Genomic DNA, 26808 nt, shown 5'->3' on the forward strand with positions numbered 1-26808 from the left:
GACGGCGAGGCAGGGCAACAGGCACAACCAGCCGAGAGCGCGACAGAGCAAGCCCAGCAGACGGCAGACGCGGCCGACAGACCGGCGCGACCGAACGGGTGGCGGGTGCGGCCGGTCGGGGTTGTGGCGGCGGTCGTAGTCGTGGTCGCGGCGGTCTTCGCGCCGGTGGTGGCTGGGGCGGTGATCGTCCGGTCGAAGACGTTGGATTCACGGGGTTTCACGCCGGAGGCGGTGGTGGAGCGGCCTGGTGGTCGGCAGTGGTCGTGGCAGCCGGCCGCTGAAGTGGTCGATGTCGTGCCGTCCGGGCACGGGGTCGCGGTGGCGATGCATGACGGGTCGCTGGTGGCGTTGGACGGTACCGACGGGTGGGTGGCGTGGCGGTACGCGCGGCCCGGCGCGCGGGTGGGAGCAGTGGTCGCGACGCTGGACCGGCGGGCCGTGGTCGCGGCTTTCGGCTCGTCGCGCAACACCAAGGCGATGTCGGTGGTCGTGCTGGATGCCGAGACCGGGGCACCTCGGTTCGAGTTGGTGGTCCGGTCGGTGTTGGTGGAGGTCGGTGAGCTGATGCCGGGCACGCAGACCCTGGCCTTGCGCGACGACGACGTGATCACCGGGTACGACCTGGTCAGCGGCGAGGTGAAGTGGCGGTGGTCGCCCCCGGCGGGGTGCACTTCACGGTTCAGCGGCACCGCGCGGGGTCGTACGACGGTGCTCGCGCCCGTGGAGTGCCCGACCTGGCTGGGTGTCGTGGCGCTGGACGAGGTGACCGGCCAGGAGCGGTGGCGGCACGAGATCCCGCTCGGTCCGGCCGACGGCGAGCGGCAGGACGTGCTGGTGCGCGCCACACGGGATGGTTCCGTCATGTCGCTGCGGGTGGTCGCCACGCGAGCCGTACCGGGCTCGGTGGTCAACGGTTTGCTGGACGCCGGGACGGGCCGGGTGCTGATCCGACCGGACCGACCCTCGACCGTGCGCGCCGACCTGGGTGTCACGCCGCTGTTGGAGGAGCAGGAAGGCGCGCGGGTCACCGCTGTCCACGCGATCGACCCGGCCACCGGCGTCACCACGCCACTCGCCGTCGACGTCTGTCCGGCGCGCGCGGCCGACACCACGACGAGCACCACCTATCTGCGCGCATGCGAGGACAACGGCCGGGAGCTGACCGTGGTGACGCAGTCCTTGGACGGCTCACCCCCCACGTCCACCTCGGTCCGTTTGGACGGCTCGGGCCTGCTGCCGGAGGTCCGTCTGGTCGCCGCCCCCGGCGCGATCGTGGTCACCCGCACGGCGTCCGGCGGCACCCCGGCCCCGGTGGTCGGTCTGACGGGTTGACCACCGCTCGACCGCCCGGGTCACCAGGGCGTCGGCCGCGCCCAGGTACTCGGCCGGGTCGAGCAGGTGGGGCGGCACGTCCGGGTACGTCCCGGTCCGGGCCGCGGTGGCGAGCACGTCCTTGGCCTTCGCCTTGCCCAACGCCGGGGTCAGGGCGGCGGCCAGGCGTTCGCTGACGATCGCCGGACCGGTCAGGGCCAGGTTCGCCGCCATCCGGTCGGGGTGCACCACCAAGCCCTCCACCAGTTCCACCGCGGTGTGGGTGGCGCCGCCGGTCAGGCGCAGGGACTCGCGCAGCGGTTCCCACTCGGCGTGCCACGCGCCGGCGGGGCGGTCGTCCTCGGCGATCATCGACTGGGCCAGCACCAGCACGAGCGCCGGCACCTGGCGGGCGGCGGTCAGGACGAGGGTGGACAGGGTCGGGTTGCGCTTCTGCGGCATCGCCGAGGACGCGCCCCGGCCGGGTTTGACGGGCTCCGACACCTCGCCGATCTCGGTGCGGCTCAACGTGATCACGTCCACCGCGATCTTGCCCAGCGCGCCGGTGACGAACTGCAGCACGGAGCCGGTGTCGACGATCGGTGTGCGGAGGGTGTGCCACGGCAGCGTCGGCACGGCCAGGCCCAGCTCACGGGCGAACGGCTCGATCAGGTCGACGCCGCCCAGCAATCCGGGGTGCTCGGCGTAGGCGGCCAACGTGCCCGCCGCACCGCCCAGTTGCGCGGGCAGCACCAGGGCACGCGCGCGTTCCCAGGCGTCCTGCACCAGGTCGAGCCAGCCGGCGGCGCGCAGGCCGAACGTCGTCGGCACGGCGTGCTGGCCCAGGGTTCGGCCGGGCATGACGCTTTCCCGGTGGCGGTCGGCGAGCACGGCCAGTGCCTCGCCGATGCGTTCCAGGTCGGCCGTGATCAGGTCCACCACCCGACGGGTCACCAGCATCGCGGCCGAGTCGAGGATGTCCTGGCTCGTGGAGCCCCGGTGGAGGTGTGGCGGCAGGCGGGCGGCGAAGGCGACCACCGGGTTGGCCGCGTCGCGGGCGAGAACGGCCAGTTCGCGCACGTCCATGTCCACCGTCACCGGGTCCGCGCCGGATTGGGCCCGGGCCAGCGCGTTCTCGACGTCCACCATCGCGGCCAGCCACGCCTCGTCGGTGGCGAGCGACGCCACCGGCATCCCGGCCCACACGGGTGAGAGCAGGCTCATGACAGTGCCGCCCTGGCGATCGCGTCGGCCTCCACCAACGTCACCGACGCCGACCACGGTCGGACTCCGGCGGCCGTGACCCAGTGGACGTACTCGGTCGGCACGCCGAACGCGAAGCGGCGCGGGTGGGGCCGGCCGGCCGCGTCCACGACGCGTGACGGGGTCCGGGTCACGTCCAGGCCTCCTGTCTCGTAGCTGCCCAGGCGGAACGGGCGGGCCTGGGCCGTGCGCAGCAGGTGCCGCAGGAGCGGGTTCGCCGCCCGGCGCACGTCCACCTCCGGCATCCGCGCCTCGACCACGGACGTGACCTCGACGTCCCCGACCGTGAACCTGGTGGGACCGCGCCGGACGTCGGGCGCCACGGCCTGGAGCACGCCCGATCTCAGCAGCGCGATCATCTCCTCGATCCGGCCGACCGGTGGGCCGATGGACAGGAACGCGTTCAGCGGCGTGTACCAGCCGGCGACGTCGTCGCGGTAGGACTCGCCGGAGATGCCGCCGTGGTCGACGGCGAGCCGGATCTCGTTGCGGATGTCGCGGAGCACGTCGAGCGCCGCCTTCACCGGGCCGCGCACGTTGCCGCGCTCGGCGTGGGCGACGTCGCGGACCAGGTGGCCGATGAGCCAGTTCTGGTAGCCGCCCCGGCTGGGGAACCGCAGGCCGCGGGCGGGGTTGGCGATCCGGCGCCAGTTCCACGGCGGGCCGGACGGGTGCGCGCGGTGGTAGACGTGTCGGACTTCCCGGTCCACCAGGGGCCAGATGTCGCGGCGGAAACTGGACCGGCCGCGCGGGAGGGCGGCGATCCGGTCGTGGGTGAGGAAAACCGGCTCGTGACGGCCCGCCGTGCCCTTCTGGTTGACGCCCCGGGCGTGGTGCGGCACGCCGCGTCGGGACGTGGCGAACAGCTGTGGTTCGCGGCCGGACGGCAGGTAGCGGAGGGTGCCGTCGGCGCGGGTGAAGCGTCCGCCGCGGCCGACCGTGCACAGGCTCAGGTAGTCGAAGAACGTCAGGCCCATGCCGCGCAGCAGGACCGGGTCGCCGGGGCGCAGTGCGGACAGGTCCGCGTCGGCGGCGTTGCCGGGTGACAGGTGTCCGCCTGTCCAGGACGGGGTCACCGGGTCGTGGCCCAGGGCGAGGACGACCGCGTCGGCGGTGATCCGGTGGCCGGTGGAGAGGGTGACGGACTGCGTGACGCCCGTGTCGTCCAGTGCGACGGCTTCGGCGCGGTGCACCACGAGGTCCACTTGCCTGGTGAGGCGCTGGAACACCCAGGTGAGGTAGCGGCCGTACTGGGCGCGTGAGGGATAACCGTCCGGATCGACGCCCGCCCACTCCGCCAGCGACGGTCCGGGCACGTGCGGGCCGGTGCACGGCACGGTGGCGTCGGTGAACAGGCTGACCTGGCCGGCGGGCGTGTTCATCAGCAAGTGCTCGGGCTGATCGGTCCGCCACACCCGCCCAGGGCCGGGCGGGAACGGGTCGACCACGTGCACCCGCACGGGTTCGCGGGCGTTGGCGCAGATCCGTTCCAGCACCGACGTCCCACGCGGCCCCGCGCCCACGATGCAGACCACCGTCATGTGAGCCGCGCGCTGATCGCCAGCCTGTTGTACGCGTTGACCACGGTCGCCACCCACACGACCTGCTGGACCGGCACCTCCCCCAGGGCACGGATCGCCGCGTCGAGAACGGCATCCGGCACATGCCCGTCGTGCACCAACGTCACCGCTTCGGCCAACGCGAACACGGCACGCTCGGCCACCGTGAACGCCGGATCGGTCCGCCAACCGGAAACATCCCGCACCTCCCCCACCGCCGCGGCCGCGTCACTGTGCAGCCGGATGCAATAGGAACACCCATTGATCTGCGAACACCTCAACCGCACCAGTTCGACAAGCCCCACCGGCAAATCCACGTCGTCCACGGCCTTCGCCAACGCACCCAACGCCGCGAACCCCGGCCCGGCAAACGGATCAAGCCTGATCACAACCACCTCCGAGTCGTCTCCCACTCCTGAACCGCACTCCACGACCGAACAGTCACAGCGCGGCCCCGTGTTGTTCGGCGGCGAGCCGGGTGACCGTGCGCAGGCAGACCTTTCCCGTCCGGCCCAGTGGTAGTTCCGGTAGCACCACCAGGCGTTCGGGCAGTTTGCGGCGGCTGATGCCGCGTTCGGTCAGGAACGTGGTCAGCTGCCCTAGCGACGGTGGGTGGTGGTCGGGGTGCACGGCGAGGCAGGCGCACAGCCGCTCGCCCAGGTCCCGGTCCGGGACGGGGACGCACGCGACCTCCGCCACGCCGGGGTGGCTGCCCAGTGCCTGTTCCACCTCGGCGGGGCTGATGGTGTAGCCGCCTCGGATCACCACGCGTTTGAGGCGGCGCACCACGTGGAGGGTGCCGCCTGGGTCGAAGTAGCCCTCGTCGCCGGTGCGGACCCAGCCGCCGGGCAGGCGGTGGCGCTCGTCCAGTTCCGGTGCGTCGACGTAGCACAGCGGTGTCATCGGGCCCAGCGCGCAGATCTCGCCGTCGACGATCCGGATGTCGGTCACGGCCGGGTCCGGGCGGCCGACACCGTGCTCCGGCGTGGACGTGTGGCAGTTCACGCCGTCCGACGAGCCGTAGATGTTGACCACCGGGCAGCCGAAGGCGGCACGCACCGCCGACAACGTCTCCGGCGTCAGCACGTCACCGCTCGACACCACCGCGCGCACCGATGATGTGTCCACAGTGGACGAGCCAGCGCCGGTCAGGGCCACGGCCGCCATTCGGCGCAGCATCGTCGGCACGCCGAAGACGTGCGTCGGCCGCTGCTCCGCCACCACCCGCAACGCCGCCGCCGCGTCGAACCGCCGCATCAGCAGCACCGTCCCGCCGAACCGGCACAGCGTGATCGCCACCCCGAACGACCCGAACGCCGACGCCAACGGCACCAGCACCAGATCGCGCGGCACCGCCGTGGCACCGTGCACCGCCCGCACGTAGTTGCCCCGACCACCGGCGAACGCGTTGTGCGAGTACGCGACCAGCTTCGGCGCCGCCTCCGAGCCCGAGGACACCAGGATGCGCGCGGGAGCCTCCGGGTCGACCGCGACCGGCGACCAAGGAGCGTCCCCCTCGGCCTCCAACGCCTCCGACACGTCGGTGATCACCGTGCTCACCACCGGCGAACCGCCATCGGGCAGGTGCACCGCCACCGCACCCACCGCCGCCACCGCCAGTTCCGCCACCACCCCCTCTCGTCCGTTCGGCAGGTCGATACCGATGATGTCGGAGGGGCCATAACCACGGAGTAACCTCGCCAGCCGCCGCACGGCGCGATCCAACGACGCGTAGTCCATCGACCTACCGTCGTCGATCACCGCCGTCCGACGCGGATGCGCCGCCACCCGAGACCGGAACAACGAGTACAGGTCACGATCCGGGCAGTACCCCGCCGCGACCCACGACCGGCGCAACGCGGCAGGCACCAGATCCCGCAACACCACCCCGGTGGACGAAGTCCAACTCATCCGAACTCCCACGCCGACACCGGCACCACGCACCCGTCCCGCACCACAGCCCGGGAAAACCGCGAATCCCGCCCCAACGCCGCCAGATCCGTGCACACCGGCACGCTCAACGGCGCCGTGCACCGACGCGAAGCCCGAGCGTTCAACCACGACGCCGCCGACAGCAACGACGACGCCACCGACTGCCCCACCCCGGACAGAATCCGCCGCACCAGGCCGTCGACCACCCCCCGCACACACACCACGCCACCGAACACGTCCACGATCGTCATCAGCGACGGTGGCACCCCGGCATGCGCCTGCACCACGAAATCCGTCCCCAACGGCGGCCGAGGCCCCAGCGCGTCACCCCACCCGGACGCGTACGCGTACACGATCCCCGGCCGCACCCGCGCCACGTCACGCGCCCGCAATGACCACGCCTCCGCCTTCCCCGGCCCCCAGTTGTGCAGGAACACGTCCGCACCCGACGCCAGCTCCAGCACCTCCCGCCGCCCCGCCACGGTGCCGAGATCGACCTCCACCACCCGCTTCCCCCGGTTCAACGCGTGGAACCGGGCCGACACCTCACCGGACATCGGCGGCACACCCCGCAGCGGATCACCGCCCGGCGGCTCGATCCGCACCACCGACGCCCCCAACTGCCACAGCAAGTGCCCGGCCAACGGCCCCTGCACCCGCCGGCACGACTCCAGCACCACCACCCCCGACAACGGCAGCACGCCGGAATGGCGCAACCCGGCCCCCACCGGGCCCGACCCCGCCCCCAGCGGCCGGACCCGGTACGGCGGCAGGTCGTCCACCGCCCTGTGCGAAACCCGCACCAACGTCGTCCCGGTCAACTTCGCGATCCGTTCCAGCAGCACGATCGGCAGCCCCGCGGCCAACCCGGTCAACTCCGGCGGCAACGGGCAGGTCGCCGTCGCGAACCGCTGCTGGAACGGCCGCCACCCCCACGCCACCGCACCCGGATCGGCGTCCAACGCCGCCCAGAACCGCCGCCACACCTCCGCGTCCAACGCCTCGACCTCGAACGCCACCCCGTCACAGGACACGAACGGCGGCCCACCCACACCAACAAAGACGGAGTCCACCTCGTCCGCCGTAGCCGCCGCCAGGTACTGCGACACCGCAAGCAACGCCGCCTGAGCAACCGAGGTGGACACCGTCCGCACCGGAACACCCCGCAACCGAGCCACTTCCAGCGCCGACGCACCGATCGCGTCCAACTCCGCAGCCACAATCGACGCGTAGTCCAACCCCAGCGCAGTGGGCCGACCGAACCGACGCCCGTGCACGTGCATGAGCCCGCACGCCGCCTGCACGTCCAGCTCACCGCTCAACGGCAGGTCCACCGGCCCGGCCCACGGCACCGCCGTCACCGTCGAAGTCATGCCGCCCGCCGACCGTGCACGGAGTAGACGACGGGCGAGGTGGCCAGGAACCGCTCATCGGCCATCACCTCGCGCACGGCGGCCAACTGCGCGTCGGTCATCCCCGCCGCGACCAGCTTGTCCCGCAACAGGTACGTGGTGTGCGCGAGCAGCCGCACGCCCGGCGATCCGGCCCGCCAAGGGTGCACGACCACCCGCGGGTCCACGTCGACCAACCCGGCCGCCGCCATCGCCCCGGCCACCTTCCGCCCCCACCCGACGTCCACGCCGAACGCCTCGAACACGCTCTCCTTCACCGCCAAAAACGTCTCGTACAGCTCGGCGGCATGCCGATCGGGTGCGAGTAGCAGCGGGCTGTAGGAGTTGTCGAACTCGTCGATCTGCAACCACCCGCCCGGCTTCAGCGCGGCCACGAGCTTGCGCAGCACCGCGTCCCGCTCCGGCAGGTGCCGCAGCACCAGCCGCGCGTGGACCAGGTCGAACCGGGACTCGGGCAGCGGGTCGCACACCACGTCGTGTCGCAGCACGGTCAGCCGCGGCGCGGGCCGCACGTGGTCCGGCTGCACGTCGGTGGCCAGCACGGTCGCGCCCCGCCCGGCCAACCAGTGCGCCACGCTGCCGCCGCCCGCGCCGACGTCCAGGCACCGCCAGCCGGGCCGGACACCGGTCTGCGCCAGTCGGGCGAACGTCAACGGGTCGTACGCGGCGGCCAGGCAGCGGTGCTGCTCGGCCACGTGCGCGCGGTCGAAGACGTACGTGGTCATGTCCACCGCCCGGTGCCGTAGGTCTCGGCGCTGCCGACCAGCCGGGTGAGCAGATCCAGCCGGCGCACCTTGCCGGTGGCGGTGCGCGGCACGTCGTCCCAGGCCAGCACGTGCGGGTCGGACATCGGCGGCAGATCGGACACCGCGTGCCGCCACACCATCGGGTCCAGCGGGCCGGACATCACCAGCACCGGGATCGGCGGCCGGCCCGGCGTGCCGAGCACCACGCACTCCACCACCTCGGGCAACCGGTCCTCGACCAGGTCCTCCACCTGCAGGCAGCTCAGCCCCGGCACCGCGTCCACCTCGCGGTCCAGCAGCCGCACCGCGCCGCCGCGGGTCAGCACGCCCAGGTCTCCGGTGTTCCACCACGGCCCGGTGTTCTTGGCCTGCCACCGGTCCTGTTCGCCGACGTACCCGACGCACCGGGCCTTCGTCCGCGCCAGCACCAGCCCGCTCTGCCCACGCGGCACCGGCGCGAACGTCGCCGGGTCCACCACCCGCAGCCGCGTCCGACCGGGCACGGGACGTCCCAGGTCACGGGCGTCGGGCGAACGGTCGAGCGCACGCCGGGTGAGGAACCGGAACGTCAGCGGACCGGTCTCGGTCTGCCCCCAGCCCTGCATCCACAGCGGCCGCTTGCGCTGGGACGCGTGCAGCATGGCCCGCATCGCCGGCGGGTGCATGGCGTCGTAGGTGCTGACGAACAGCCGCACGTCGCGGAACGGGTTGTCCGGCCGAGCCGCCAACGGCTGCCACCGCACGTAGGCCGACGGCAGCGCCTCCACCGTCGTCGGCGGGTGCTGCGCCAATACCGAAGACGCCGACGCCGGATCGCTGAGCAGCACGATCTTGCGCGGCGCGAGGCAGAACACGCTGGCCGTCCAGCAGAACGTGCGGCCGTGCGCGTACGAGCTGGCGTTGGCCACCACGTCGTCGCGGCGCACGCCGATCACCGGCCAGCGCACCGCCTCGAACCGGGCCAGCCGGTGCACGATCGTGCGGGTGGTGTGCACGACGAGCTTCGGCACACCGGTGGTGCCGGACGTGTGGTTGACGACCAGCGGGGCGTCGTTCTGCCGGCGTCGCGGCGCCGGCGCCCGTGAACCCCGCACGTCGTCCAACGTCAGCGCACCCGGCACGGGCGAACCGAGCGCCAACACCCGCCGCGCCAGACCGACCGGCGGCACCCGGTCGGTGACCAGCACCGCCGGATCGAGCCGCTTGAGCAGGATCTCCAGCACGTCGTCGGACAGGTGCCCGGACAGCAGCGCGGGCACCGCGCCGATCCGCACCGCCGCGCACGCGAGGAGGTCGTAGTCGTAGTGGTTGCGCTTCACCACCGCCACCCGGTCACCCCGACGCGCACCCGCCGCGTACAGCCAGCCTGACGCCTCGCGGACCAGCCCGGACAGCTGCGCCACCGTGTAGTCCACCCCTGACCCGGAATCGGACGGCGCGATGTCGAATGGCCGATCCAGGTGGACGGTGGTGTGCGGGTTGCGAGCCGCGACCTCGTCGAACAGCGTGCCCATGTCGTGCGGCCTCATGCGTGCTGGCTCCTCGTGTTCGACGAGACGGTGGTGGACGACGGTCTGGTGCGCACCCGTGCGGCGGCACGGCGGCCGGACCGCACCGCGGCCTCGCTGTACGGGGCCAGGCTCACCCAGTCGCCGGCGTAGTCCACGACCCCGCCGATCCGGGACTCGAACCCGGCGCGCAACGCCAGGGCACGCGGCGTGGCCTCGGGCAGGCCGTGCCGGAACCGGTGCACGACCGATCCCGTCACCGCCGCCCGCAGTCCGGGCACAAACCGCTCGGCTTCGTCGGCGAGCACCCCGACCACCTGGTCGTCCGGCGCGTCCAGCAGCGCCGGCGCCATGACCGGACTCGCGATCACCGTGACCAGTCCGCGGCCCCCGGGCGCCCGGTCGGGGTGTTTGAGGTGGTCGAACAGCACCACCGACACCGACGGGCTCTCCGACCGCGGCACGGCCAGCAGGTACACGCGCGACTCAGGGCGGTGGTCGAGCATCAGGTGCACCTTCACCATCGGGGTGAACGTGCACGCGTCCAGGAACGGCCGCTCGTGCTCCGGCGGGTTGGCGTAGACCTGCCGCGCGACCGGCGCGGGCACGGCCAGCACCACGGACCGGGCCCGCAACTCCGTGCCGTCACCGGTGATCCGCGCGAAACCCGGCCCCGCCATGACCTCCCGCACCGGGAACGACGTCGTGACGTCCAGCCGCGCGGCGAGCGCACGCGCCACCAGGTCCATGCCGTCGTCGTACGTGCGCCAGGCGGTGGACGGGCCGATCGCGCCGAGCAGACCCAGGAACGGCGCGGCCGCCGAGTGCTCCGGCCGCCACCCGAAGAACCCGGACACCACCGGCTGGCACAGGTATTCCAGCAGGTCACGGTGGTACGGCGCGGCGAACTCCGTGACGGTGGCCGTGCCCAGCCGAGACGCCTCGGGGTGCGCGGCGTCGAATCGACCGCGCGTGGCGCGCATGAAGTCCGCGCGCGCCCGAACCGACATGCCGGCGCCGGTGATCAGGCCCAACGGGTGCGCCAGCCCTCGCCGCACCCGGCCGCCGCGCCACACGCCCAGCTGCCGCCCGATCCTCGGCACCGCGTCGTCGAGTTCCAACCGCCGCAACAACTCCCACGTGTGCGGGTAGCCGCGGGTGGAGATCTGCTCGGCGCCGGTGTCGACCACGAACCCGGAGATCCGCCGCGTCGCCATCCGCCCGCCGACGTGGTCCGCCGCCTCGAACACCCGCACCTGGCGACCCGCCCGCGCCAACTCGTGCGCGGCGGCCAGCCCGGCGATCCCCGCGCCGATCACGGCCACGTCGACGTCCGCGCCCATCACCGCACCACCAGGTTCACCACGACCAGCGTCACCACGGTCACCCGGTGGATGTCGATGCCGATCCGCCGCGCCCACAGGATGTCGCCGGCACCGAAACCGACGTGCAACTGCCTGAACCGCAACAGGATCGTGGGCAGCAGCGCGAGCGGGAACCACCACGGCCCGCCGACCAGCGGCAACGCCAGGATCAGCAGCAGCTCGCAGGCCGAGACGGCCCGGACGAACAGCATGTTGCCGCGCGGCGAGGTCAGCGCGGCCACCGTCGGCCGCCCGACCTGCCGATCGCCCGCCACGTCGTTGGTGTTGGAGTAGACGCCGAACAGCAGCGGCCCCAGGCCGAAGATCAGCGCCTGCACGACCACCACGCCGTCCAACTCCCCCGCGACCAGGCCGTACGGCGCGAGCACCAGCGCCCAGCCCAGCGCGGCCAGGAAGAACTCCTGGAAGCCGTGGTAGCTCAGCTTCACGCCCCACGAGTACTGCAGCGCGAAGAAGTAGGTGACCGCCACCAGCACGACCGTCCACAGCGGACGGTGTGGTGCGATGGCCAGCGCGCCCAGCCACACCACCGCGCCCACCAGTGCCGTGAGCAGCGCGAACCGCAGCACCTGCGGCTCGGTGAGCGTGCCCGCGACCAGGGGTTTGCGGTTGAGCTTGCGCGCCGGCGCGTCCGGGGCGTAGTTCGCGACGTCGCTGCCGTCCCGGTACCCGGTGAGGTCGTCCAAAGCGACCATCGCGACGATCACGAACACCTCGCCGACCAGGAACACCGCCATCGTGGCCAGCACGCCGCCGTCCAGCCGCAGCGCGGGCGCCAGCAGCGCCCACACCACCAGGACGCCGAGGTAGTAGTCGACGATGTCGAGCTTGGCGAGCTTCACGTACGCGCGGGTCGATCCGGGCGCGATGGTCGTCGTCATCGGTCCTCCTCAGCCGTGTGAGCCGGACGTGGCCGCGAACCGGCACACCTCGTCGGCGATGTGCTCCACCTGCGCGTCGGTCAGGTGGGGGTGGATCGGGATGGCCAGTTGCCGCCGTGCGGCGGACTCCGCGGCGGGCCAGTCGCGGCCCGGCTGCGCGTGCCCGGCGAACGCGGGCTGGCGCGGCAGCGGGGCCTGGTAGTAGATGTGCGTGCCGATGCCGTGGGAGGTGAGGTGGTCGCGCAACGCTTCACGCCGGTCGGCCAGCAGCGAGTAGACGTAGAAGCAGCGCCCGTCGCGGCCCGGTGGCGGCGCGAGGACACCCTGGCTCGCCAGGCCCGCGAACCGCTGCGTGTAGTACTCGCCGATCCGCGCCCGCCGTTCCAGCCGGAACGGCAGCGAGGCGAACCGGCGCAGCTGGAAGGCGGCCATCACCTCGTCGAACCGGCTGTTGTAGCCGATCCGGTGGTGCACGAACCGCTGCACGCCGTCCTGGCCGTGGTTGCGCAGCATCCGCACCGCCCGGCCGAGCGCCGCGTCGCCGGTGACGACCATGCCGCCCTCGCCGGGCATGCCGAACGTCTTGACCTGCACGAACGAGAACACGCCCGCGTCACCCCAGGTGCCGGCCGGTCGTCCGGCGAGCACACCGCCCTGGCCGACCGCGGAGTCCTCCAGCAGCCGCACGCCCGCCTCGGTGGCGATCCGCCGCAACACGGGCATGTCCGCCATCACGGAGAACATGTGCGCGGGCGTGATCACCTTGGTGCGCTCGGTGACGAGCTTGTCCACCTCGGCGGGGTCGACCACCATCGTCCACGGGTCCACGTCGGCGAACACTGGCGTCGCGCCCAGCAGCAGCGGCGCGGACGCCAGGGGCGCGCACCCGTACGCGGGCACGATCACCTCGTCGCCCGGCTCCACGCCCATCGCGTGCAGGACCAGCGTCAACGCGGACGTGCCGCTGCCGCACGCCACCGCGTCCGCGACGCCGAGCGAGTCCCGCAGCACCTCCTCGAACTCCGCCGTGCGGGTGCCGAGGATGAACCGCTGGTCCGGTGTCAGGCCGACCTGTTCGACCACCTCCAGCAGCAGGTCGCGGTCGAACAGGTCCGGTGGGAAGAACGGGATCATCACGTGTGCCGTCCGAGGTAGAAGGAGCGGATCACGTCGCACACGTGGTCGACGTCGCCGAGTGGCAGATCCGGGTACAGCGGCAACGCGAGCGTGCGACGGCACGCCGCCTCCGCGTTGGGGAAGTCACCGGGCCGGTGCCCGAGGTGTTCGAAGCACGGCTGCAGGTGCAGCGGCAGCGGGTAGTAGGTCTCGGTGCCGACACCGCTGTCGGCCAGGTGTGCGGCCAGTTCGTCACGCCGGTCGACCTCGACCACGTACACGTAGAAGACGCCGCGCACGCTGCGCCGCCGCGGCAGCACCGACGGCAGCTTCAGCCCCGGCACGTCCGCCAGGCCCTCGGCGTACCGCTTGGCCAGCACGGCGCGGCGGCGGATGTCCGCCTCCAGCCGTCCCAGCTTGGCCAGCAGCACGGCGGCCTGGACGTCGTCCATCTTGCTGTTCACCCCGACCACGCTGGTGCTGGTCGCGATGCCGGGGAAGTTGTCGATCGTGCGGCCGAAGCGCCCGTGGTGGCGCAGCGCGCTGACCGTCTCGGCGACGTCCGGGTCGTTCGTGATGACCGCGCCCGCGTCGCCGAGCGCGCCGAGCGTCTTGGTGGGGAAGAACGACAGCACTCCCCCGGCGCCGAGCAGGCCCGCGTGCACACCGTCGTAGCGCATGCCGATCGCCTCGGCGCTGTCCTCGACCACGGTCAGGTCCAGCCGGCGGGCCACCTCGACCAGCCCGGTCAGGTCCGCGACGTGGTGGAACAGGTGCACCGGCATGACGAACCGGGTGCGCGACCCGGCGACGGCGGCCACCGAACCGGGGTCGAGGCCGTAGCCGTCCGGCTCGATGTCGGCGAACACCGGCCGCCCGCCCGCGAGCACCACCGAGGACGCCGACGCGATGAACGAGAACGCCGGCACGACCACCTCGTCACCGGGGCTCAGCCCGCACGCGCGCAGCAGGAGCACCAGCGCGTCGGTGCCGCTGTTCACCCCCACCACGTGCGCGGCCCCGGTGTAGGCGGCCAGCGCGCTTTCCAATTCGAGGACTTTCCGTCCGTGCGAGTACTTGCCGTTCCCGACCACTTCCACAATGTGCCCACGCGTTATCGGCCACAAATCGGAAAATGTCGCCGATTGCGTGAAGAATGGCACGGCCAGCGCACTCACCTCCGCGTCGCTGCTTCCCGGTGCGAGCGTATGGCAGGCAACCGGGCGAGCCGCGGAGCACCGGCGAGTTCACTCTTCCTGGTCAACTCACCGACATCGAGTTGACAGCTCCACGTGATTAGGACAACGTCGTGAGTCTCAATTGAGATCGCCAATTCATGGCGCCTTCGAGACTGGACTAGACAAGACGGGGCTCAATAGTGCGAACACTCGTCGTGGGGCTGGGCCGAGCCGGGGCGGAACTGCACCTGCCGGTGCTGGCCAGGGCGCGGAACTCGGTCCGGCAACTGTTCGACGACCGCCCGATCGTGGCGTGCGACCCGCGCCGGCCGGCGGCGGAACGACCGGGTCTGGCGATGGCGGGCAGCCTCGCCGAGGCCGCCACCCTCCTCGACCCCGGCGACACGGTGGCGCACGTGTGCACGCCGCCGGACGTGCGCGCGGAGGTGATGGCCGAACTGGCCCAGCGCGGGTTCCGCAACGTGATCGCGGAGAAGCCGCTCGCCGCCGACACCGACGACCTGGCCCGGGTGATCCGGCTGCGCCGCAAGCACGGCCTGCGGATCGCGGTGGTCGAGCCGTGGCTGACCAGCGCGCTCACCGTGCGGCTCACCGAGCTGGTGCGCGGCGGCACGCTCGGCGAGCCGAAGGCGATCTCGATCGTGCAGAACAAACCGCGCTTCCGCCGGTCGCTGACCAGGCCGAGCCACCGGACCGCGTTCGACGTGGAGCTGCCGCACGGCGTCGGTCTGGCGCTGCGCCTCGCGGGCAGCGCGCGGGTCACGCACGCGGCCGGGTTCGACCTGACCGTGGGTGACGTGGTGGTGCCCCGGATGGGTGGCGCGCGGATCGGCCTGCGGCACAACAGCGGGGTGCGCACCGACATCAGCTCGGACCTCACCTCGCCGGTGCGGGAACGCCGGATCACGGTGGAGTTCGAGAAGGGCCGGGCGGTCGGCCACTTCGCGGTGAGCGACGACGACGACCACTCGCAGCTCACCGTCACCGTCAACGGGCGGGGCGAGCACGAGGTGCTGCGGGACGACTCGCTGACCGAGTGGATGATCCGCGCCTACCGGCTCTTCCAGGCCCCCGGCGACCAGCACGCGCGCGGGTTCACGTTCGCCACGGACGTGGTGCAGCTGCTGTCGGTGGCCAAGAACATCTGCGCCGAGCCGGTGGTGCCGGCCGCGCGCGGCGAGTCCTTCCCCGGGCCGGTGGCCGCGCATGTCCGCTGAACCAGTGCTGGCCGGGATCACGGACGAGGCCGCACCGGATCTGGCCGGCCAGCTGGCCGTGCTCGCCGAACTGGGCTGGTCGCACGTCGAACTGCGCACCGTGGACGGTCGCGCGGTGGCCGATCTGGACGACGACGGGTTCGCGGTGGTGGCGAAGACCCTGGAGGCGCACGGGGTCCGGGTGGTGTGCCTGGACTCGCGGATCGGCGGCTGGGCCCGCCCGATCAGCACGCCGTTCGAGGACGACCTGGCCGAGCTGGACGTGCTGCTGCGCCGGTGCGCCGAGCTGGGCACCCGGTACGTGCGGATCATGTCCTACCCGAACGCGGGCCTGTCCGAACGGCGGTGGCGCGACCGGGTGATCACCCGGGTGTCGATGCTCGCCGACATCGCCGAGGCGGCCGGTGTCGTGCTGCTGCACGAGAACTGCTCCGGCTGGGCGGGCATGAGTGCCGAGCGCGCGCTGGACCTGCTCGACGCGGTCGGCAACCCGGCGTTGAAGCTGCTGTTCGACACCGGCAACGGCGTCGCGCACGGCTACGACGGGTACGCGTTGCTGCGCGAGGTGGTCGCGCACGTCGAGCACGTGCACGTCAAGGACGCCAACGGTGGCCGGTTCGTGCTGCCCGGCTCCGGCGCGGCGCGGGTGGCCGACTGCGTGGCGCTGCTGCGCGCCAACGGGTACCGGGGCGCGTGGTCGTTGGAGCCGCACGTGTCGCTGCGCCCGCACGAGAGCGGTGTGCTCGCCGCCGACGCGGCGCCCGCGTTCGTCGCGGCCGGCCGGGCGATGGCCGGGCTGGTGCGGTGCTAGACCAGGACCGCGACCTGTTGCTGCGGCTGCTCGACCTGCCGACCGCCGGCCCGCTGGAGACGACCGCCGAGGTCTGCCTGTGGGACGCCGTGCACGCGTACGCGGAGGCAGCCGAGGATTTCGGGATGCGGACCGTCCACGTGGGACCGGCGCGGGAGGCGGACGTGCTGCGGCCGGACGTGCCCGCCGTGGTGCGCGAGGCGATCGCGCAGGACCGGGATTTCCTGGCCCGGCAGCCGAGCCTGGTGCTGCGGGTCGGCGACGCCGAGCCGACGGTCATGTTCAACGTGCACCTGGACACGGTCGCGCCGTTCGAGCCGGCCGGGTTCGACGGCGTCCGGTTCCACGGCCGGGGCGCGATCGACGCCAAGGGCCCCGCCGTGGCGCTGCTGGCCGGTGTCCGCGCCGCGCTCGCCGAGCGCGCGGTGGGGCGGGACGTGAGCGTGCTGGTCCAGGCGGTGTCCGGCGAGGAGGGCGGCGCGATGGGCGTGTTCGGCACCCGTCCGCTGGTCGAGGCCGGGTTCCACGGCAGCCTGAACGTGTTCTGCGAGCCGACCGGCCTGCGCTACCTGCCCCGCTCCACCGCCGCGATGACGGCCTCGGTCCAGGTCAACGGCGAGGACGCGATCGACGACCAGCCCCACGCCGGGCACAACGCGTCGGTGTTGCTGGGGTTCCTGGCCCAACACCTGGCGGGCGCGTTGGCGGGACGGGTGCCCGACGGCCAGGTGTGCGTGGCCGGACTGCACACCGGCCTGATGCACAACCGCGTGTACGGGACCGGTGAGCTGCTGCTGAACCTGTCCTACGGCAGCACGTCGTCGGCACGGGTGCTGGCCGTGGCGCTGGACGCCGCGTTGCGCGCGGGACTGGCCGAGTTCACCGCCCGGTTCCGCGGCATGCGGCCGTTCCACCGCACCGCGGTCGACGCTGCCGCGATCACCCGGCTGGTGTGGCGCAAACGCGGCCTGCCCGCACTGCCCCCGCAGGAAGTGCCGCTGCTGGACGCCGTGGTACCGCGCTGGCCCGCGCACGAGCCCGCGTTCACCTGCGACGCGATCTGGCTGGCCGACGTGCCGGGCACCCAGACCGCCGTGCTCGGCCCCGGATCACTGGACGCCAACAACGCCCACGCGCGCGGCGAACACGCCGACGTCGCCGATCTCGACCGGTTCTCCGCCGTGGTGCGGGACATCGTCGTGCGGTTCGCACGGAACGGAGGAATATGACCGTCCTGGTGCCCTACCCGACCCTGTTGGCCACCGTCACCGGTGTTTTCCGCGAGCGGGGTATGCCGCCCGATCGGGCGTTGGTCGCCGCGGAGGCGTTGTGCCACGGTGACCTGACCGGGATGAGCACGCACGGCCTGGTGAACCTGACCAGGCTGTACCTGCCGCTGTTCGACTCCGGCCGCACCGATCCGGCCGCCGACATGGCGGTGATCGCGGACCTGGGGGCGTCCGTGCTGGCCGACGCGCGCAAGGCGCTCGGGCTGTGGTCGGCGTCCCAGGCGATGGAGTTGGCCGCGGCGCGGGCCGAGCGGTACGGGATCGGGATGGTCACCGTGCGCGGCGCGACGCACATCGGGTGCGCGGGGCACCACGCGGCGCGGGCGGCGGCGCACGGGATGGTGGGGCTGATCGCGTCGAACTGCGGCGCGCAGCGCATCACCCGGCCACCGGGCGGTCGGGAGCCGCTGCTGGGCACGAACCCGCTGGCGTTGGCCTGCCCCGCAGGCGACCGGCCGCCGTTCGTGCTGGACATGAGCACGACGGTGGTGCCGACGGGGCGGGTGCGGGCGGCGGCGCGGGCCGGTGAGGACATCCCGCCGGGGTGGCTGGCTGCGGACGACGGGACGCCGGTGACCGACCCGTCGGCGTTCGACCGGGGTGACGGGCACCTGTTGTGGCTGGGAGGCGCGCCGGAGACGGGCGTGTACAAGGGTTTCGGGCTCGGGCTGCTGGTGGAGGTGCTGGCGGCGCTGGTGCCGGGTGCGGCAATGGGCCCCACGTCGATGGAGTCCCGGGACGACGACATCGGCGTGATCGCGTTGGCGTTCGCTCCGTCGGCTCTGCGGTCCGGGTTCGACCGGGACGCCTCGGCGCTGTTCGGCGCGGTGTTGGGTGCGCCGCCGCTCGATCCGCACAAGCCGGTGTCCTACCCGGGGTGGCACGAGGGTGAGCGCGCGCGGTGGCGGCGGGCGCACGGCGTGCCCGTGCCGGCCGGGCTGTACGAGGAGTTGCGGGCGGTCGCGCCGGAGCTGCGGGCGGCCGGATGAGCCCGAACGTGATTCGGCTGGGTGTGGTCGGGCTGGGGGTGATCTCGCGGTTCTACCTGGCCGCGATCGCCTCCTCCCCGCGCTTCGAACTGGTCGCGGTGTGCGATCCGGACGAGCAGGCGTTGGCCGGGTACCACGTGCCCGCGTACCGGTCGCACCGGGCGATGCTCGACGCGGGCGGGGTGGACGCGGTGCTGGTCACCGCGCCGAACGACGTCCACGCCGGTGTCGCGTTGGAGGTCGTCACGCGTGGGCTGCCGGTGTGCGTGGAGAAGCCGCTGGCCATGTCCCTGCGGGCCGGGCTGGAAGTGGCCGAGGCGGCGCGGGCGCGGGACGTGGCGCTGTTCACCGCGTTCCACCGCCGGTACAACTCGAACGTGCTGGCGTTGCAGGACAAGCTGGCGGGCGCCGCGCCGATCGCCGAGCTGAGGGTGCGCTACCTGGAGCGGATCGAGGACCACGTCGGCCGCGACCGCTGGTACCTGGATCCGACGCGGTCCGGTGGCGGGTGCGTGGCGGACAACGGGCCGAACGCGCTGGACCTGGCCCGGCTGTTCCTCGGCGAGCTGACGTTGGAGTCGGTGCGGATCACGCGGGCGGCGGACCTCGACCGGCAGGCCGTGCTGCACGTGCGCGGCACCGCGCCGGCGGTGGTCGAGCTGGACTGGTCGCACCCCGGCGAGACCAAGGACGTGACCGTGCGGCTGACCGACGGGACCGTGATGCGGGCGGACATGCTCGCGGGCTACGAGGAGTTCAAGGGCTCGCTGTGGCACGAGTACACGGGCGTGCTGCACGACTTCGCGCACGCCGTGGCGCGGCGGTCGGCATGGCGGGACGGCGGCCTGGCCGCGTTGGACCTGGTGGACGAGGCATACCGACGAGAGGGTGCGTGATGCTGGAGGACGGCGAGAAGCGAGCAGTCGGCAGCCGGGTGGTGAAGGTCCTGGTGCACCGCCGCGATGATCGCGGGATGAGCCTGGAGCCGTTCGCCAGCCGCTGCGTGCGCCGGGGTGAGGTGCACGAGCTGGTGACCACGGACCACGACGACACCGAGCCCGGCGCGCGCATCGACCGGGTCGCGTTCCTCGGGTTCGTGGAGATCGACAACGCGGGCGTGATCGACCGGGGCGACGAGGTGTGGTGCGATGGCGAACTGGTCGGCATCGTGCTGGGTTTCGACGCCTGCCACCACCCCAACCACTACAACATCCTGATCACCACACCGACCCCGCGCACCGGGTCGGAACTGGGCCTGCGTCCCGAGACGGGTGTGGTGTTCAGCCCGGCGGTCGTGCCCGCTCTCTGACACGGGCTTCTTACGCCAACGGCGCCCCGGGGATCGTCCCGGGGCGCCGTTGGCTTGGTCAGGTCAGTGACCCAGGAGCGGCACGTCCAGGGTGCCGAAGTGGTAGGCGCGGACCGCCGCCACCAGTTCGTCCACGGTCAACGTCCCGTTGCCGCTGGTGTCGATCGTGCGGAAGGCCTCCACCGCGGACGAGGCGTCCACCCCGATGGCCTCCAGCCACTTGCGGAACTCCGACGGGCTCACCTCGCCGTCGCCGTCGATGTCGCACAGCCCGACCATGGCCGCGACCGTCGGCCGGATCACGCGGTTGAAGCCGGCGTCGCCTTCGGCGAACACCTGCGCCTCGACGACGCTCAGGAACTGGTCCTCGGTCATCGTGCCGTTCTCACCGACACCCGCCTTGGTCGCCAGGAACTCGAACATGGCGATGTAGGCGTCGATCAGCGCCCGCGCCTGCGGCGTCGACGGATCCTCGTCGAACGCCTTGATGATGCGGTGCGCCTCGGCCTCGTAATCGGACTTCTCGATCCGGCCGTTGCCGTTCACGTCCCACTTCTGGAAGCGCTTCTTGAGCCGATCGCTCTTGACCGACGTGGACATGACCATTCGGGACACTCCTCATTGTGAAGAAAAGGTATTTCAGAGAAACCTGTCGTGCGAACACGGTCCGGAGACCGGCTCCCCGGTCAGGGGGATCTCACAGGCGCATGACCTCCCCTCCCGGCACGCTGCCCGTGACGTCGAGCAGCAGCCGTGCGCTCCTGGCCAAGTGGCCGAGGTCGTAACCGCTGTGCGCGACGAGCAGCACGGTGGCGTCGCTCGTGCGCAGCGCGGAGTCGAGGTCGGCGGCGGGCGGCCCGAGCGCGGGCACCTCACCAGCCACCGGATCGTGGTAGGTCACCGTGGCGCCGAGGGCGCGCAGTTCGTCGGCGATGCGGAACGCGGCGGATTCCCTGGTGTCCGGCACGTCGGCCTTGTAGGACACGCCCAGCAACAGGATTCGCGCGCCGTCGACGGACACGTCGTTACGGGTCAGCATCCGCACCGCGCGTTCGACCACGTAGGACGGCATCGTCGAGTCGACCCGCCGTGCGGCCTCCACCACGCCGAGCCGGGCGCCCTCACGACGGGCCTTGTCCAGCAGGTAGCGGGGGTCCACGGGGATGCAGTGCCCGCCGACGCCGGGTCCGGGGGTGAACGGCTGGAAGCCGAACGGTTTGGTGGCCGCGCAGTGCAGCACGTCCCAGACGTCGACCCCGAGCCGGTCGCAGAACACCGCGATCTCGTTGACCAGGGCGATGTTCACGTACCGGTAGGTGTTCTCCAGCAGCTTGGCCATCTCCGCCTCGCGGGTGCCGCGGGCCACCACGACCGAGTCGACGAACCGGCTGTAGAAGGTCGCGCAGTGCTTGGCGCACAGCGGTGTGTGCCCGCTGACCACCTTGGGGGTGTTGCGGATGCCGTAGCGCCGGTTGCCCGGGTCGATGCGTTCGGGTGAGTAGCCCAGCGGGAAGTCCTCGCCGGCCACCAGGCCGTGCCTCTCCAGGATGGGCCGCAGCACCTCGTCGGTGGTGCCGGGGAAGCTGGTGGACTCCAGCACCACCAGGGTTCCGGGTCGCAAGTGGTCGGACACGGTCTCGGCGGCGGCCCGGACCTCGGCCAGGTCCGGTCGTCCGTCAGACCCCAGACCGGTGGGAACGCAGATCACCACGGTCTCGGCGCCGGCGACGACGGCCGGGTCGGTCGTGGCGGTGAAACCCTTGGCGCGCATGGCTTGCAGCTCGGCGGACGGTACGTCCGGCACGTGCGAACGGCTCTCGGTGAGCGTGCGGACCACGTCCGGACTGGTGTCGTACCCGGCCACCGCCATGCCCGCGGCGGTGGCCGCCGCCGCAAGCGGCAGCCCTACGTAGCCGACTCCGACCACGACCAGATCGAAGGACACGTGCGCCCTTTCCACGACATCGGTTGGTGTTGCCGGGGTGTGGGTTGCCGGGATGTGGACTGCCGGCCGCGGCGGTCAGGCCCGGAAGGTGGCGCCGACCGGGGGCACGTGCGTGCCGTAGCCCTTCTCCACCGTGACCAGGGGCGCGAAGCACATCGGGTCGCTGTAGATCGTGACGTCGCCGTCGGTCAGGTTGGCCAGCACGTGCGCGCCGTCCGGGAGCTGCTTGCAGCCCTTGGGGTTCTCGTAGGTCTCCAGTGGAACGATCTCGACCGAGAACACGACCACCTTGCCCGTGGCCGCCTGCGCCGCGGTGCCGAGCGGGACCAGCAGGGCACCCGCCGCGAGCGCGCTGAGCAGCACGCCGAACACACGTTTCATCCGTCGTCTCCTCGCTAGGAGTCATTGCTCTCGGCAAGCTAACAGTTACCCAGAGCAAGAAGCAGCGACGAAACCAAACATCACTCGGGCAGGTTGCACCCGGCCCGCGTGAGCTCATCCGGTTGGTCAAGACAGGCCTGACCGGTGCGGTTGTCGGTGACGCGACCACCGATCGGGTTCACGCAGTCGAGCGACACCCAGTCATCGTCCCGGCCGGGCAAGAAGGAGGTCAGTAGCACGGCGTGACGAAACCGCAAGATGGCGGGCGGGATACCCGTCGTCGGCCGCGCTCAGGGTCCGGACATCGGCCAGCGGCGCTTCCTCATCCCTCACCGTCTACAACGGACAGCCGGCACTGAGAGCCGGCTGTCCGTTGCAAGGGTCTGCAGAGCGCGGTGGTCAGGACAAGGTGGGCAGGACGTCCGTGGCCACGGTCTCCAGGATTGCCTCGTCGCCGGCGAACGGGCCTTCGTCCCTCGGCCACGGGGCGAGCACGTCGGTGAAGCCGAGTTCGTCCGCTCGGCCCAGGAAGTCCCGGTAGCACTCGATGCTCGACAGGGAGAAGACCGGTGCGGCGTCGGTCTGGAGAAAGCGGCGGACTGTGGCGGGGCGGCGTGATTGGGCGGCCAGCGCGTCGTCGAAGCGGGCCGACACCTCGGCCAGGGACCGCCACCAGCCGTCGAGGGTGCCGAGATCGTTGCCGTAGGTGACCCAGCCCTGACCCAGGCGGGCGGCCAGGGCCAGCGCCTTCGGGCCGTTCGCGGCGACCACGAAAGGCGTGCGTGGTCGTTGGACACAGCCCGGGGCGTTGCGGGCGCCCACGGCGGTGTAGTACTCGCCCGAGTAGTCGACCCGATCCTTGCTCAGCAGGGCATCCAGCAGTTCCACGAACTCCGTGAAGCGGCGGGACGGACTGGCCGGGACCGTGGTGCCGCCGAACACCTCCACGTCGTAGCCCTTCGCCGCGCCCGCGCCGACGCCCACCGTCATCCGGCCGTCCGACAGGTCGTCCAGGGCCATCACGTCCTTCGCGAACGGCACCGGGTGACGGAGGTTCGGCGACGCCACCATGAAGCCCAGCTCGATCCGCGATGTCGCCAGCGCGGCCGCACTCAACGTCGGCACCGCACCGAACCACGGCTCGCCGACCAGGGCACCCCAGCCCAAGTGGTCGAACGTCCACGCGTGAGCGAACCCGTACGCCTCCGCCGCCTGCCACCTCGGCTTCGCCTCGGCCCAGCGGTACTCCGGAAGGATGGTGATCCCGGCCCTCATGACGCCCCCTCTATCTGAACAGGTTCCATGTTCATTCGAACAGAGATGACGTTCTTGGTCAACACCTGACCAGGTGGTACAGCGCGGGAACGGAGAGGGCGGGCAAAGAAGAACGCCCGCTCTCGGTCCCAGGAGGCGAGGACGGGCGTTCGACGTGCGGGGCCGACCAGGGCTAACCCCAGATCGACGTCGCCCACTCGGGGTGGTCGATGAAAGGGTTGCGGTTGCGCTGGTAGCTGTCGTAGATGACCTGGTTGCGGCGCTTCTCGAACGCATCCGGCGGGTCCTGGGCGTTCCACTGCAACAACACCGACAGCCTGCCGTGGTACGGCGCGGTGCCGTTGTTGACGTTGTTGTTCATCTCCAGGTTGGGGTAGCCGTCGCCACCCTCGTACCGCACCGCCATGTAGAAGATCATCCGCGCGATGTCGCCCTTCACGGCGTTGCGCGGCTCCCACGAGTCGGCGTCGGTGTAGTTGCCGGGAGCCTCGCCGACCGGCGAACCGCCCATGTCGAAGTCCTTGTTGCCGCGCTCGGCGTTCACCGACACGTCACTGGGCCGCAGGTGGTGGATGTCGGTGCCCGGACCGGTCGCGGTGCCGAAGTCGCCGTGCGACTTGGCCCAGACGTGCTCGCGGTTCCAGTCGTTCGGATCACCGCCGTTGCTGGTCTTGCTCTGCGAACGGCCCTCGTAGAGCGTGATCACGTTGGCGCTGTTGTTCGGGTCCTGGTCGGTGGCCTTCAGGGCGTCCCACACCTGGTCGTACGACAGCTTGGTGTTGGTGCGGATGATCCCGTTCAACGCGGTCTTCAACGTCGAGCCCGTCTTGCCGATCGCGTTGCGGTAGTACGTGTCGTCGTAGCCGCCACCGGGTGCGGTGGTCGTCGTCGTGCCGCCACTGGTGGTGGTACTGGTGGTGGGCGTGGTGCCGGCGTTCGCGAACGCGGTCGGCGACGTCAGGCCCGGGTGCGAGAAGTACGCGCCCAGAGGACCGGTCACGTCGATCCGCGCACCGAGCAGGCCGGGGTTGGTCCGCAGGCCCCACTGGGCCCGGAACGCCGACGTGATCTGCACGTACAGCATCTGGCCGGTGCTCGTCTGACTCGGCGAGTCGGCCAGCGCCAACGCGTAGTCGGACGGGAAGCCGGACCGCACCACCGTGTTGGTGGCGGTGGGCTGCCCGACCACGTAACCGCGAACGGTGGCGGACGCGCCGGTCTGCTGCCCGATGGCCTGGGCGACGGTGATCGGCGTGGCGCCGGAGGCAGCGGTGGGGATCAGCAGGGCCGCCGCGATGGCGACGACGGAAACGACAACGGCAAGGGGACTGAGCAGGGGACGTAGTCGCACGATGGGGTGTCTCCTCCCGGAGCGCGGCGTCGCAGGGTGGCCGCACGCAGGCAGGATCGCACGAAAAATCACACGTCAGAGTGAATGATCAACGAATATTCGTAACGAGACTCCAATGTTCTTCACTTAACACTGAAGCTCTGCGGAACCCATCGAGAAGCCAGGGCTCGGGTCTCACACGTGGTGGTAGAGCACCGAGGCCCGTCGGCTCATGCCTCCGCGTATCGCCGTCGCGGTAGCTCGCTCGGCGCGGGCACCGGTTCCCTACCGCGCACCCAGGCGGCCAGGCGCGGTGCGAGGAGCCGGTACACCTCCGGGTCCAGGCCCATGCCGGTGTGCGTGCTGTTCACCTCCACGCATTCCGCGCACGGGTCCGCGCACAGATCCCACGGCGCGATCCTGTCGTTGCGGGAGAACACCGCGATGGCGGGCACCTTCAGCGGCTGGGCCATGGCGGCGGAGTTCGTGTCGTAGCACGTGCCCGCGAAGCAGTCCTGGTCGAGCAGACCCGGAACACCCGCCGCCGACAGGCGTGCCAACTTCCGCGCCACGCGCACCACGCTGGGGTGCGCGCCCAGTTGATCCAGCACGGGGCTGGCGAGCATCACCAAGCCACGCACCAACTCCGGCCTGCGCACCGAGAGCAGCCGGGCCAGACCGCCGCCGCGACTCTGCCCGAACAGCACGACCGGGCCGCCGGTCGCCTCGGCGTGCGCCTCCAGCCGGCGTTCCAGGCGGTCGACCAGCTCGGTCGTGCAGCCGACGTTCAGGCCGATGCGCGCGCCGATGGGCACGTAACCGCGTTTGCGGAACCACGTCCTGGTCATGTGCAGGCTCGCGTCACCGAAGCCGAAGCCGGGCACTAATAGGACACCCAGGCCGCGGCCTTCACCGGGGTCGGCAGCGCGCCATGCCTGGTGGGTCAGCAGGCGGGGGATGCCGAGCATCGCCACCAGCACCTGCTCCCGGGCCACCGCACGTGTCGCCTCGACCACGCTCATCCGACCTCCTCGTCCAGAGGACACGGGGATTCCCCGTCATGGGCGGTCCATGCCTCAAAATCGCTTTCGTTTGCCCTGGAGAACGACGGGAACCACAGTCCTATGTGGTTGTGGAGGCCGCCGGGCGTGTACCGGCCCCAGGAGGACACGTGGCTGATGGCCGAGGCGTTAGCGGGCGCGGGGATACCGCGCGGTGGGCGGGTGTTGGACGTGTGCACCGGTACCGGCGCGTTGGCGATCGCGGCGGGACTCGCCGGTGCGGGTGCCGTCACGGCGGTGGACCGGTGTCGCCGTGCGGTGACCGCCACCTGGTTCAACGCCCGGGTGCGCGGTCTCGCGGTGCGCGTGCGGCACGGTGACTTCGGCGATCTGGTCGGTGACGGGGAATTCGACCTCGTCATGGCCAACCCGCCTTACGTGCCCAGCACCGAGGTGCCGGAACGGGGGCGTGCGCGGGCGTGGGACGCCGGGTTGAGGGGACGCTCGGTGCTCGACCGGTTGTGCGCGGTGATGCCGTTGTTGTTGGCGGCGAAGGGCATCGGGCTGATCGTGCACTCGTCGCTGTGCGATTCGGACGTCACGCTGCGGCAGTTGCGCGGTGGTGGGTTGAAGGCGTCGGTGGTCGCCCGCCGCACGGTCCCGTTCGGGCCGGTCATGCGTGAGCGGGCCGGGTGGTTGGCCCGGCGCGGCCTCATCGAGGACGACCAGGAGCACGAGGAACTGGTGGTGATCCGTGCCGACGCCGCGTGACGCCCGAGTGGTGACCGTCGTGCCCGGCGGACCCCTCCTGGTGGAAGGGCCCGTCGAGCTGCGGCTGGACGACGGCACGGTGGTCTGCTCGGACCGGTTCGTCGTCGCGGTGTGCGCGTGCCGCCGCAGCAAGCGCTACCCGCTGTGCGACACGAGCCACCGCAAACGACGCTGAGAC

At 71.7% G+C, this 26808-nt stretch carries 25 protein-coding genes and 1 pseudogene; 8 read left to right on the top strand and 18 right to left on the bottom strand.

Annotated features, from left to right (window positions below):
- Positions 1–1188: 1188 nt before the first annotated feature.
- The 11 genes from ALI22I_RS24675 to ALI22I_RS24725 are packed head-to-tail and all read right to left on the bottom strand — an operon-like array spanning position 1189 to position 14276.
- Positions 1189–2535 carry a lyase family protein gene (locus ALI22I_RS24675; RefSeq protein WP_077007899.1) on the bottom strand — a complete coding sequence of 449 codons (1347 nt, stop codon included), beginning with the start codon at positions 2533–2535 and terminating at the stop codon, positions 1189–1191.
- Entirely contained in the window at positions 2532–4115 is a 1584-nt protein-coding gene (locus tag ALI22I_RS24680; RefSeq protein WP_077007900.1) for an FAD/NAD(P)-binding protein, read from the bottom strand. The genes ALI22I_RS24675 and ALI22I_RS24680 overlap by 4 nt, the downstream gene beginning before the upstream one ends.
- The gene (locus tag ALI22I_RS24685) at positions 4112–4522 is read right to left on the bottom strand and encodes a carboxymuconolactone decarboxylase family protein (RefSeq protein ID WP_179118344.1); all 411 of its coding nucleotides are present in this window, start codon (positions 4520–4522) and stop codon (positions 4112–4114) included. The genes ALI22I_RS24680 and ALI22I_RS24685 overlap by 4 nt, the downstream gene beginning before the upstream one ends.
- A 52-nt stretch (positions 4523–4574) precedes the next feature.
- Positions 4575–6044: a class I adenylate-forming enzyme family protein gene (locus tag ALI22I_RS24690; RefSeq protein WP_077007901.1), complete on the bottom strand. Its 1470-nt coding sequence runs from the start codon at positions 6042–6044 to the stop codon at positions 4575–4577.
- Complete coding sequence (locus ALI22I_RS24695; protein WP_077007902.1) at positions 6041–7438, bottom strand: CoA transferase; 1398 nt, start codon at positions 7436–7438, stop codon at positions 6041–6043. Before ALI22I_RS24695 ends, ALI22I_RS24690 begins: the two co-directional genes overlap by 4 nt.
- Positions 7435–8202 (bottom strand): class I SAM-dependent methyltransferase, encoded by a 768-nt coding sequence (locus ALI22I_RS24700; RefSeq protein ID WP_077007903.1) that lies wholly within the window; start codon positions 8200–8202, stop codon positions 7435–7437. Before ALI22I_RS24700 ends, ALI22I_RS24695 begins: the two co-directional genes overlap by 4 nt.
- The gene (locus tag ALI22I_RS24705; RefSeq protein ID WP_238598546.1) at positions 8199–9752 is read right to left on the bottom strand and encodes a class I adenylate-forming enzyme family protein; all 1554 of its coding nucleotides are present in this window, start codon (positions 9750–9752) and stop codon (positions 8199–8201) included. The genes ALI22I_RS24700 and ALI22I_RS24705 overlap by 4 nt, the downstream gene beginning before the upstream one ends.
- Positions 9749–11074: a protoporphyrinogen/coproporphyrinogen oxidase gene (locus ALI22I_RS24710; RefSeq protein ID WP_077007905.1), complete on the bottom strand. Its 1326-nt coding sequence runs from the start codon at positions 11072–11074 to the stop codon at positions 9749–9751. Before ALI22I_RS24710 ends, ALI22I_RS24705 begins: the two co-directional genes overlap by 4 nt.
- Complete coding sequence (locus ALI22I_RS24715) at positions 11074–11997, bottom strand: UbiA family prenyltransferase (protein ID WP_077007906.1); 924 nt, start codon at positions 11995–11997, stop codon at positions 11074–11076. The genes ALI22I_RS24710 and ALI22I_RS24715 overlap by 1 nt, the downstream gene beginning before the upstream one ends.
- A gap of 9 nt (positions 11998–12006) precedes the next feature.
- Positions 12007–13131, bottom strand: coding sequence for a DegT/DnrJ/EryC1/StrS family aminotransferase (locus ALI22I_RS24720; RefSeq protein WP_077007907.1), 1125 nt, complete (start codon positions 13129–13131; stop codon positions 12007–12009).
- Positions 13131–14276, bottom strand: coding sequence for a DegT/DnrJ/EryC1/StrS family aminotransferase (locus tag ALI22I_RS24725; RefSeq protein ID WP_077007984.1), 1146 nt, complete (start codon positions 14274–14276; stop codon positions 13131–13133). The genes ALI22I_RS24720 and ALI22I_RS24725 overlap by 1 nt, the downstream gene beginning before the upstream one ends.
- A gap of 215 nt (positions 14277–14491) precedes the next feature.
- Here ALI22I_RS24725 and ALI22I_RS24730 point away from each other — a divergent pair, with 215 nt between their 5' ends.
- Genes ALI22I_RS24730 through ALI22I_RS24755 form a run of 6 tightly spaced genes read left to right on the top strand, consistent with a single transcriptional unit; the run spans position 14492 to position 19927 of the window.
- Complete coding sequence (locus ALI22I_RS24730) at positions 14492–15529, top strand: Gfo/Idh/MocA family protein (RefSeq protein ID WP_238598549.1); 1038 nt, start codon at positions 14492–14494, stop codon at positions 15527–15529.
- A complete protein-coding gene (locus tag ALI22I_RS24735; protein WP_077007909.1) occupies positions 15519–16340 on the top strand; it encodes a sugar phosphate isomerase/epimerase family protein in 822 nt (273 codons plus the stop codon). Before ALI22I_RS24730 ends, ALI22I_RS24735 begins: the two co-directional genes overlap by 11 nt.
- The gene (locus ALI22I_RS24740; protein ID WP_077007910.1) at positions 16334–17569 is read left to right on the top strand and encodes a M20/M25/M40 family metallo-hydrolase; all 1236 of its coding nucleotides are present in this window, start codon (positions 16334–16336) and stop codon (positions 17567–17569) included. The genes ALI22I_RS24735 and ALI22I_RS24740 overlap by 7 nt, the downstream gene beginning before the upstream one ends.
- Positions 17566–18618 (top strand): Ldh family oxidoreductase, encoded by a 1053-nt coding sequence (locus ALI22I_RS24745; RefSeq protein ID WP_077007911.1) that lies wholly within the window; start codon positions 17566–17568, stop codon positions 18616–18618. Before ALI22I_RS24740 ends, ALI22I_RS24745 begins: the two co-directional genes overlap by 4 nt.
- Complete coding sequence (locus ALI22I_RS24750; protein ID WP_077007912.1) at positions 18615–19514, top strand: Gfo/Idh/MocA family protein; 900 nt, start codon at positions 18615–18617, stop codon at positions 19512–19514. Before ALI22I_RS24745 ends, ALI22I_RS24750 begins: the two co-directional genes overlap by 4 nt.
- Positions 19514–19927, top strand: coding sequence for a DUF6917 domain-containing protein (locus tag ALI22I_RS24755; RefSeq protein ID WP_077007985.1), 414 nt, complete (start codon positions 19514–19516; stop codon positions 19925–19927). The genes ALI22I_RS24750 and ALI22I_RS24755 overlap by 1 nt, the downstream gene beginning before the upstream one ends.
- A gap of 63 nt (positions 19928–19990) precedes the next feature.
- Here ALI22I_RS24755 and ALI22I_RS24760 read toward each other — a convergent pair whose 3' ends face one another.
- From ALI22I_RS24760 to ALI22I_RS24785, 7 genes and pseudogenes are all read right to left on the bottom strand, one after another.
- Positions 19991–20527 (bottom strand): EF-hand domain-containing protein, encoded by a 537-nt coding sequence (locus ALI22I_RS24760; RefSeq protein WP_077007986.1) that lies wholly within the window; start codon positions 20525–20527, stop codon positions 19991–19993.
- 97 nt (positions 20528–20624) lie between these two features.
- A complete protein-coding gene (locus ALI22I_RS24765; protein ID WP_077007913.1) occupies positions 20625–21872 on the bottom strand; it encodes a nucleotide sugar dehydrogenase in 1248 nt (415 codons plus the stop codon).
- Positions 21873–21947: 75 nt separating this feature from the next.
- On the bottom strand, positions 21948–22253 hold the full coding sequence (locus ALI22I_RS24770; RefSeq protein ID WP_077007914.1) for a hypothetical protein: 306 nt from the start codon (positions 22251–22253) through the stop codon (positions 21948–21950).
- Between the two features lie 399 nt (positions 22254–22652).
- On the bottom strand, positions 22653–23528 hold the full coding sequence (locus tag ALI22I_RS24775; RefSeq protein WP_077007915.1) for an LLM class flavin-dependent oxidoreductase: 876 nt from the start codon (positions 23526–23528) through the stop codon (positions 22653–22655).
- A 172-nt stretch (positions 23529–23700) separates the two neighbouring features.
- Entirely contained in the window at positions 23701–24489 is a 789-nt protein-coding gene (locus tag ALI22I_RS24780) for an endonuclease (protein WP_202971072.1), read from the bottom strand.
- Positions 24481–24951 (bottom strand): annotated as a pseudogene (locus ALI22I_RS54785) (DUF6359 domain-containing protein); the annotation flags it as partial. The gene ALI22I_RS24780 and the pseudogene ALI22I_RS54785, both read right to left, overlap by 9 nt.
- A gap of 137 nt (positions 24952–25088) precedes the next feature.
- Entirely contained in the window at positions 25089–25880 is a 792-nt protein-coding gene (locus tag ALI22I_RS24785; RefSeq protein WP_077007916.1) for an alpha/beta hydrolase, read from the bottom strand.
- A gap of 102 nt (positions 25881–25982) precedes the next feature.
- Here ALI22I_RS24785 and ALI22I_RS24790 point away from each other — a divergent pair, with 102 nt between their 5' ends.
- Together ALI22I_RS24790 and ALI22I_RS24795 are read left to right on the top strand one after the other, a co-directional pair.
- Positions 25983–26630 carry a HemK2/MTQ2 family protein methyltransferase gene (locus ALI22I_RS24790; protein ID WP_077007917.1) on the top strand — a complete coding sequence of 216 codons (648 nt, stop codon included), beginning with the start codon at positions 25983–25985 and terminating at the stop codon, positions 26628–26630.
- On the top strand, positions 26614–26805 hold the full coding sequence (locus ALI22I_RS24795; protein ID WP_077007918.1) for a CDGSH iron-sulfur domain-containing protein: 192 nt from the start codon (positions 26614–26616) through the stop codon (positions 26803–26805). The genes ALI22I_RS24790 and ALI22I_RS24795 overlap by 17 nt, the downstream gene beginning before the upstream one ends.
- The last annotated feature ends 3 nt before the right edge of the window (positions 26806–26808 follow it).

It is taken from the genome of Saccharothrix sp. ALI-22-I (assembly GCF_001984175.1).
In the GTDB taxonomy this organism is placed as follows: Bacteria; Actinomycetota; Actinomycetes; order Mycobacteriales; family Pseudonocardiaceae; genus Actinosynnema.

What these genes read in the sequence shown, in the direction of transcription:
- ALI22I_RS24675 (WP_077007899.1), bottom strand. Translation starts at nt 2,535, where the DNA reads ATGAGCCTGCTCTCACCCGTGTGGGCCGGGATGCCGGTGGCGTCGCTC.
- ALI22I_RS24680 (WP_077007900.1), bottom strand. Translation starts at nt 4,115, where the DNA reads ATGACGGTGGTCTGCATCGTGGGCGCGGGGCCGCGTGGGACGTCGGTG.
- ALI22I_RS24690 (WP_077007901.1), bottom strand. Translation starts at nt 6,044, where the DNA reads ATGAGTTGGACTTCGTCCACCGGGGTGGTGTTGCGGGATCTGGTGCCT.
- ALI22I_RS24695 (WP_077007902.1), bottom strand. Translation starts at nt 7,438, where the DNA reads ATGACTTCGACGGTGACGGCGGTGCCGTGGGCCGGGCCGGTGGACCTG.
- ALI22I_RS24700 (WP_077007903.1), bottom strand. Translation starts at nt 8,202, where the DNA reads ATGACCACGTACGTCTTCGACCGCGCGCACGTGGCCGAGCAGCACCGC.
- ALI22I_RS24705 (WP_238598546.1), bottom strand. Translation starts at nt 9,752, where the DNA reads ATGAGGCCGCACGACATGGGCACGCTGTTCGACGAGGTCGCGGCTCGC.
- ALI22I_RS24710 (WP_077007905.1), bottom strand. Translation starts at nt 11,074, where the DNA reads ATGGGCGCGGACGTCGACGTGGCCGTGATCGGCGCGGGGATCGCCGGG.
- ALI22I_RS24715 (WP_077007906.1), bottom strand. Translation starts at nt 11,997, where the DNA reads ATGACGACGACCATCGCGCCCGGATCGACCCGCGCGTACGTGAAGCTC.
- ALI22I_RS24720 (WP_077007907.1), bottom strand. Translation starts at nt 13,131, where the DNA reads ATGATCCCGTTCTTCCCACCGGACCTGTTCGACCGCGACCTGCTGCTG.
- ALI22I_RS24735 (WP_077007909.1), top strand. Translation starts at nt 15,519, where the DNA reads ATGTCCGCTGAACCAGTGCTGGCCGGGATCACGGACGAGGCCGCACCG.
- ALI22I_RS24745 (WP_077007911.1), top strand. Translation starts at nt 17,566, where the DNA reads ATGACCGTCCTGGTGCCCTACCCGACCCTGTTGGCCACCGTCACCGGT.
- ALI22I_RS24750 (WP_077007912.1), top strand. Translation starts at nt 18,615, where the DNA reads ATGAGCCCGAACGTGATTCGGCTGGGTGTGGTCGGGCTGGGGGTGATC.
- ALI22I_RS24755 (WP_077007985.1), top strand. Translation starts at nt 19,514, where the DNA reads ATGCTGGAGGACGGCGAGAAGCGAGCAGTCGGCAGCCGGGTGGTGAAG.
- ALI22I_RS24760 (WP_077007986.1), bottom strand. Translation starts at nt 20,527, where the DNA reads ATGTCCACGTCGGTCAAGAGCGATCGGCTCAAGAAGCGCTTCCAGAAG.
- ALI22I_RS24770 (WP_077007914.1), bottom strand. Translation starts at nt 22,253, where the DNA reads ATGAAACGTGTGTTCGGCGTGCTGCTCAGCGCGCTCGCGGCGGGTGCC.
- ALI22I_RS24775 (WP_077007915.1), bottom strand. Translation starts at nt 23,528, where the DNA reads ATGAGGGCCGGGATCACCATCCTTCCGGAGTACCGCTGGGCCGAGGCG.
- ALI22I_RS24785 (WP_077007916.1), bottom strand. Translation starts at nt 25,880, where the DNA reads ATGAGCGTGGTCGAGGCGACACGTGCGGTGGCCCGGGAGCAGGTGCTG.
- ALI22I_RS24790 (WP_077007917.1), top strand. Translation starts at nt 25,983, where the DNA reads ATGTGGTTGTGGAGGCCGCCGGGCGTGTACCGGCCCCAGGAGGACACG.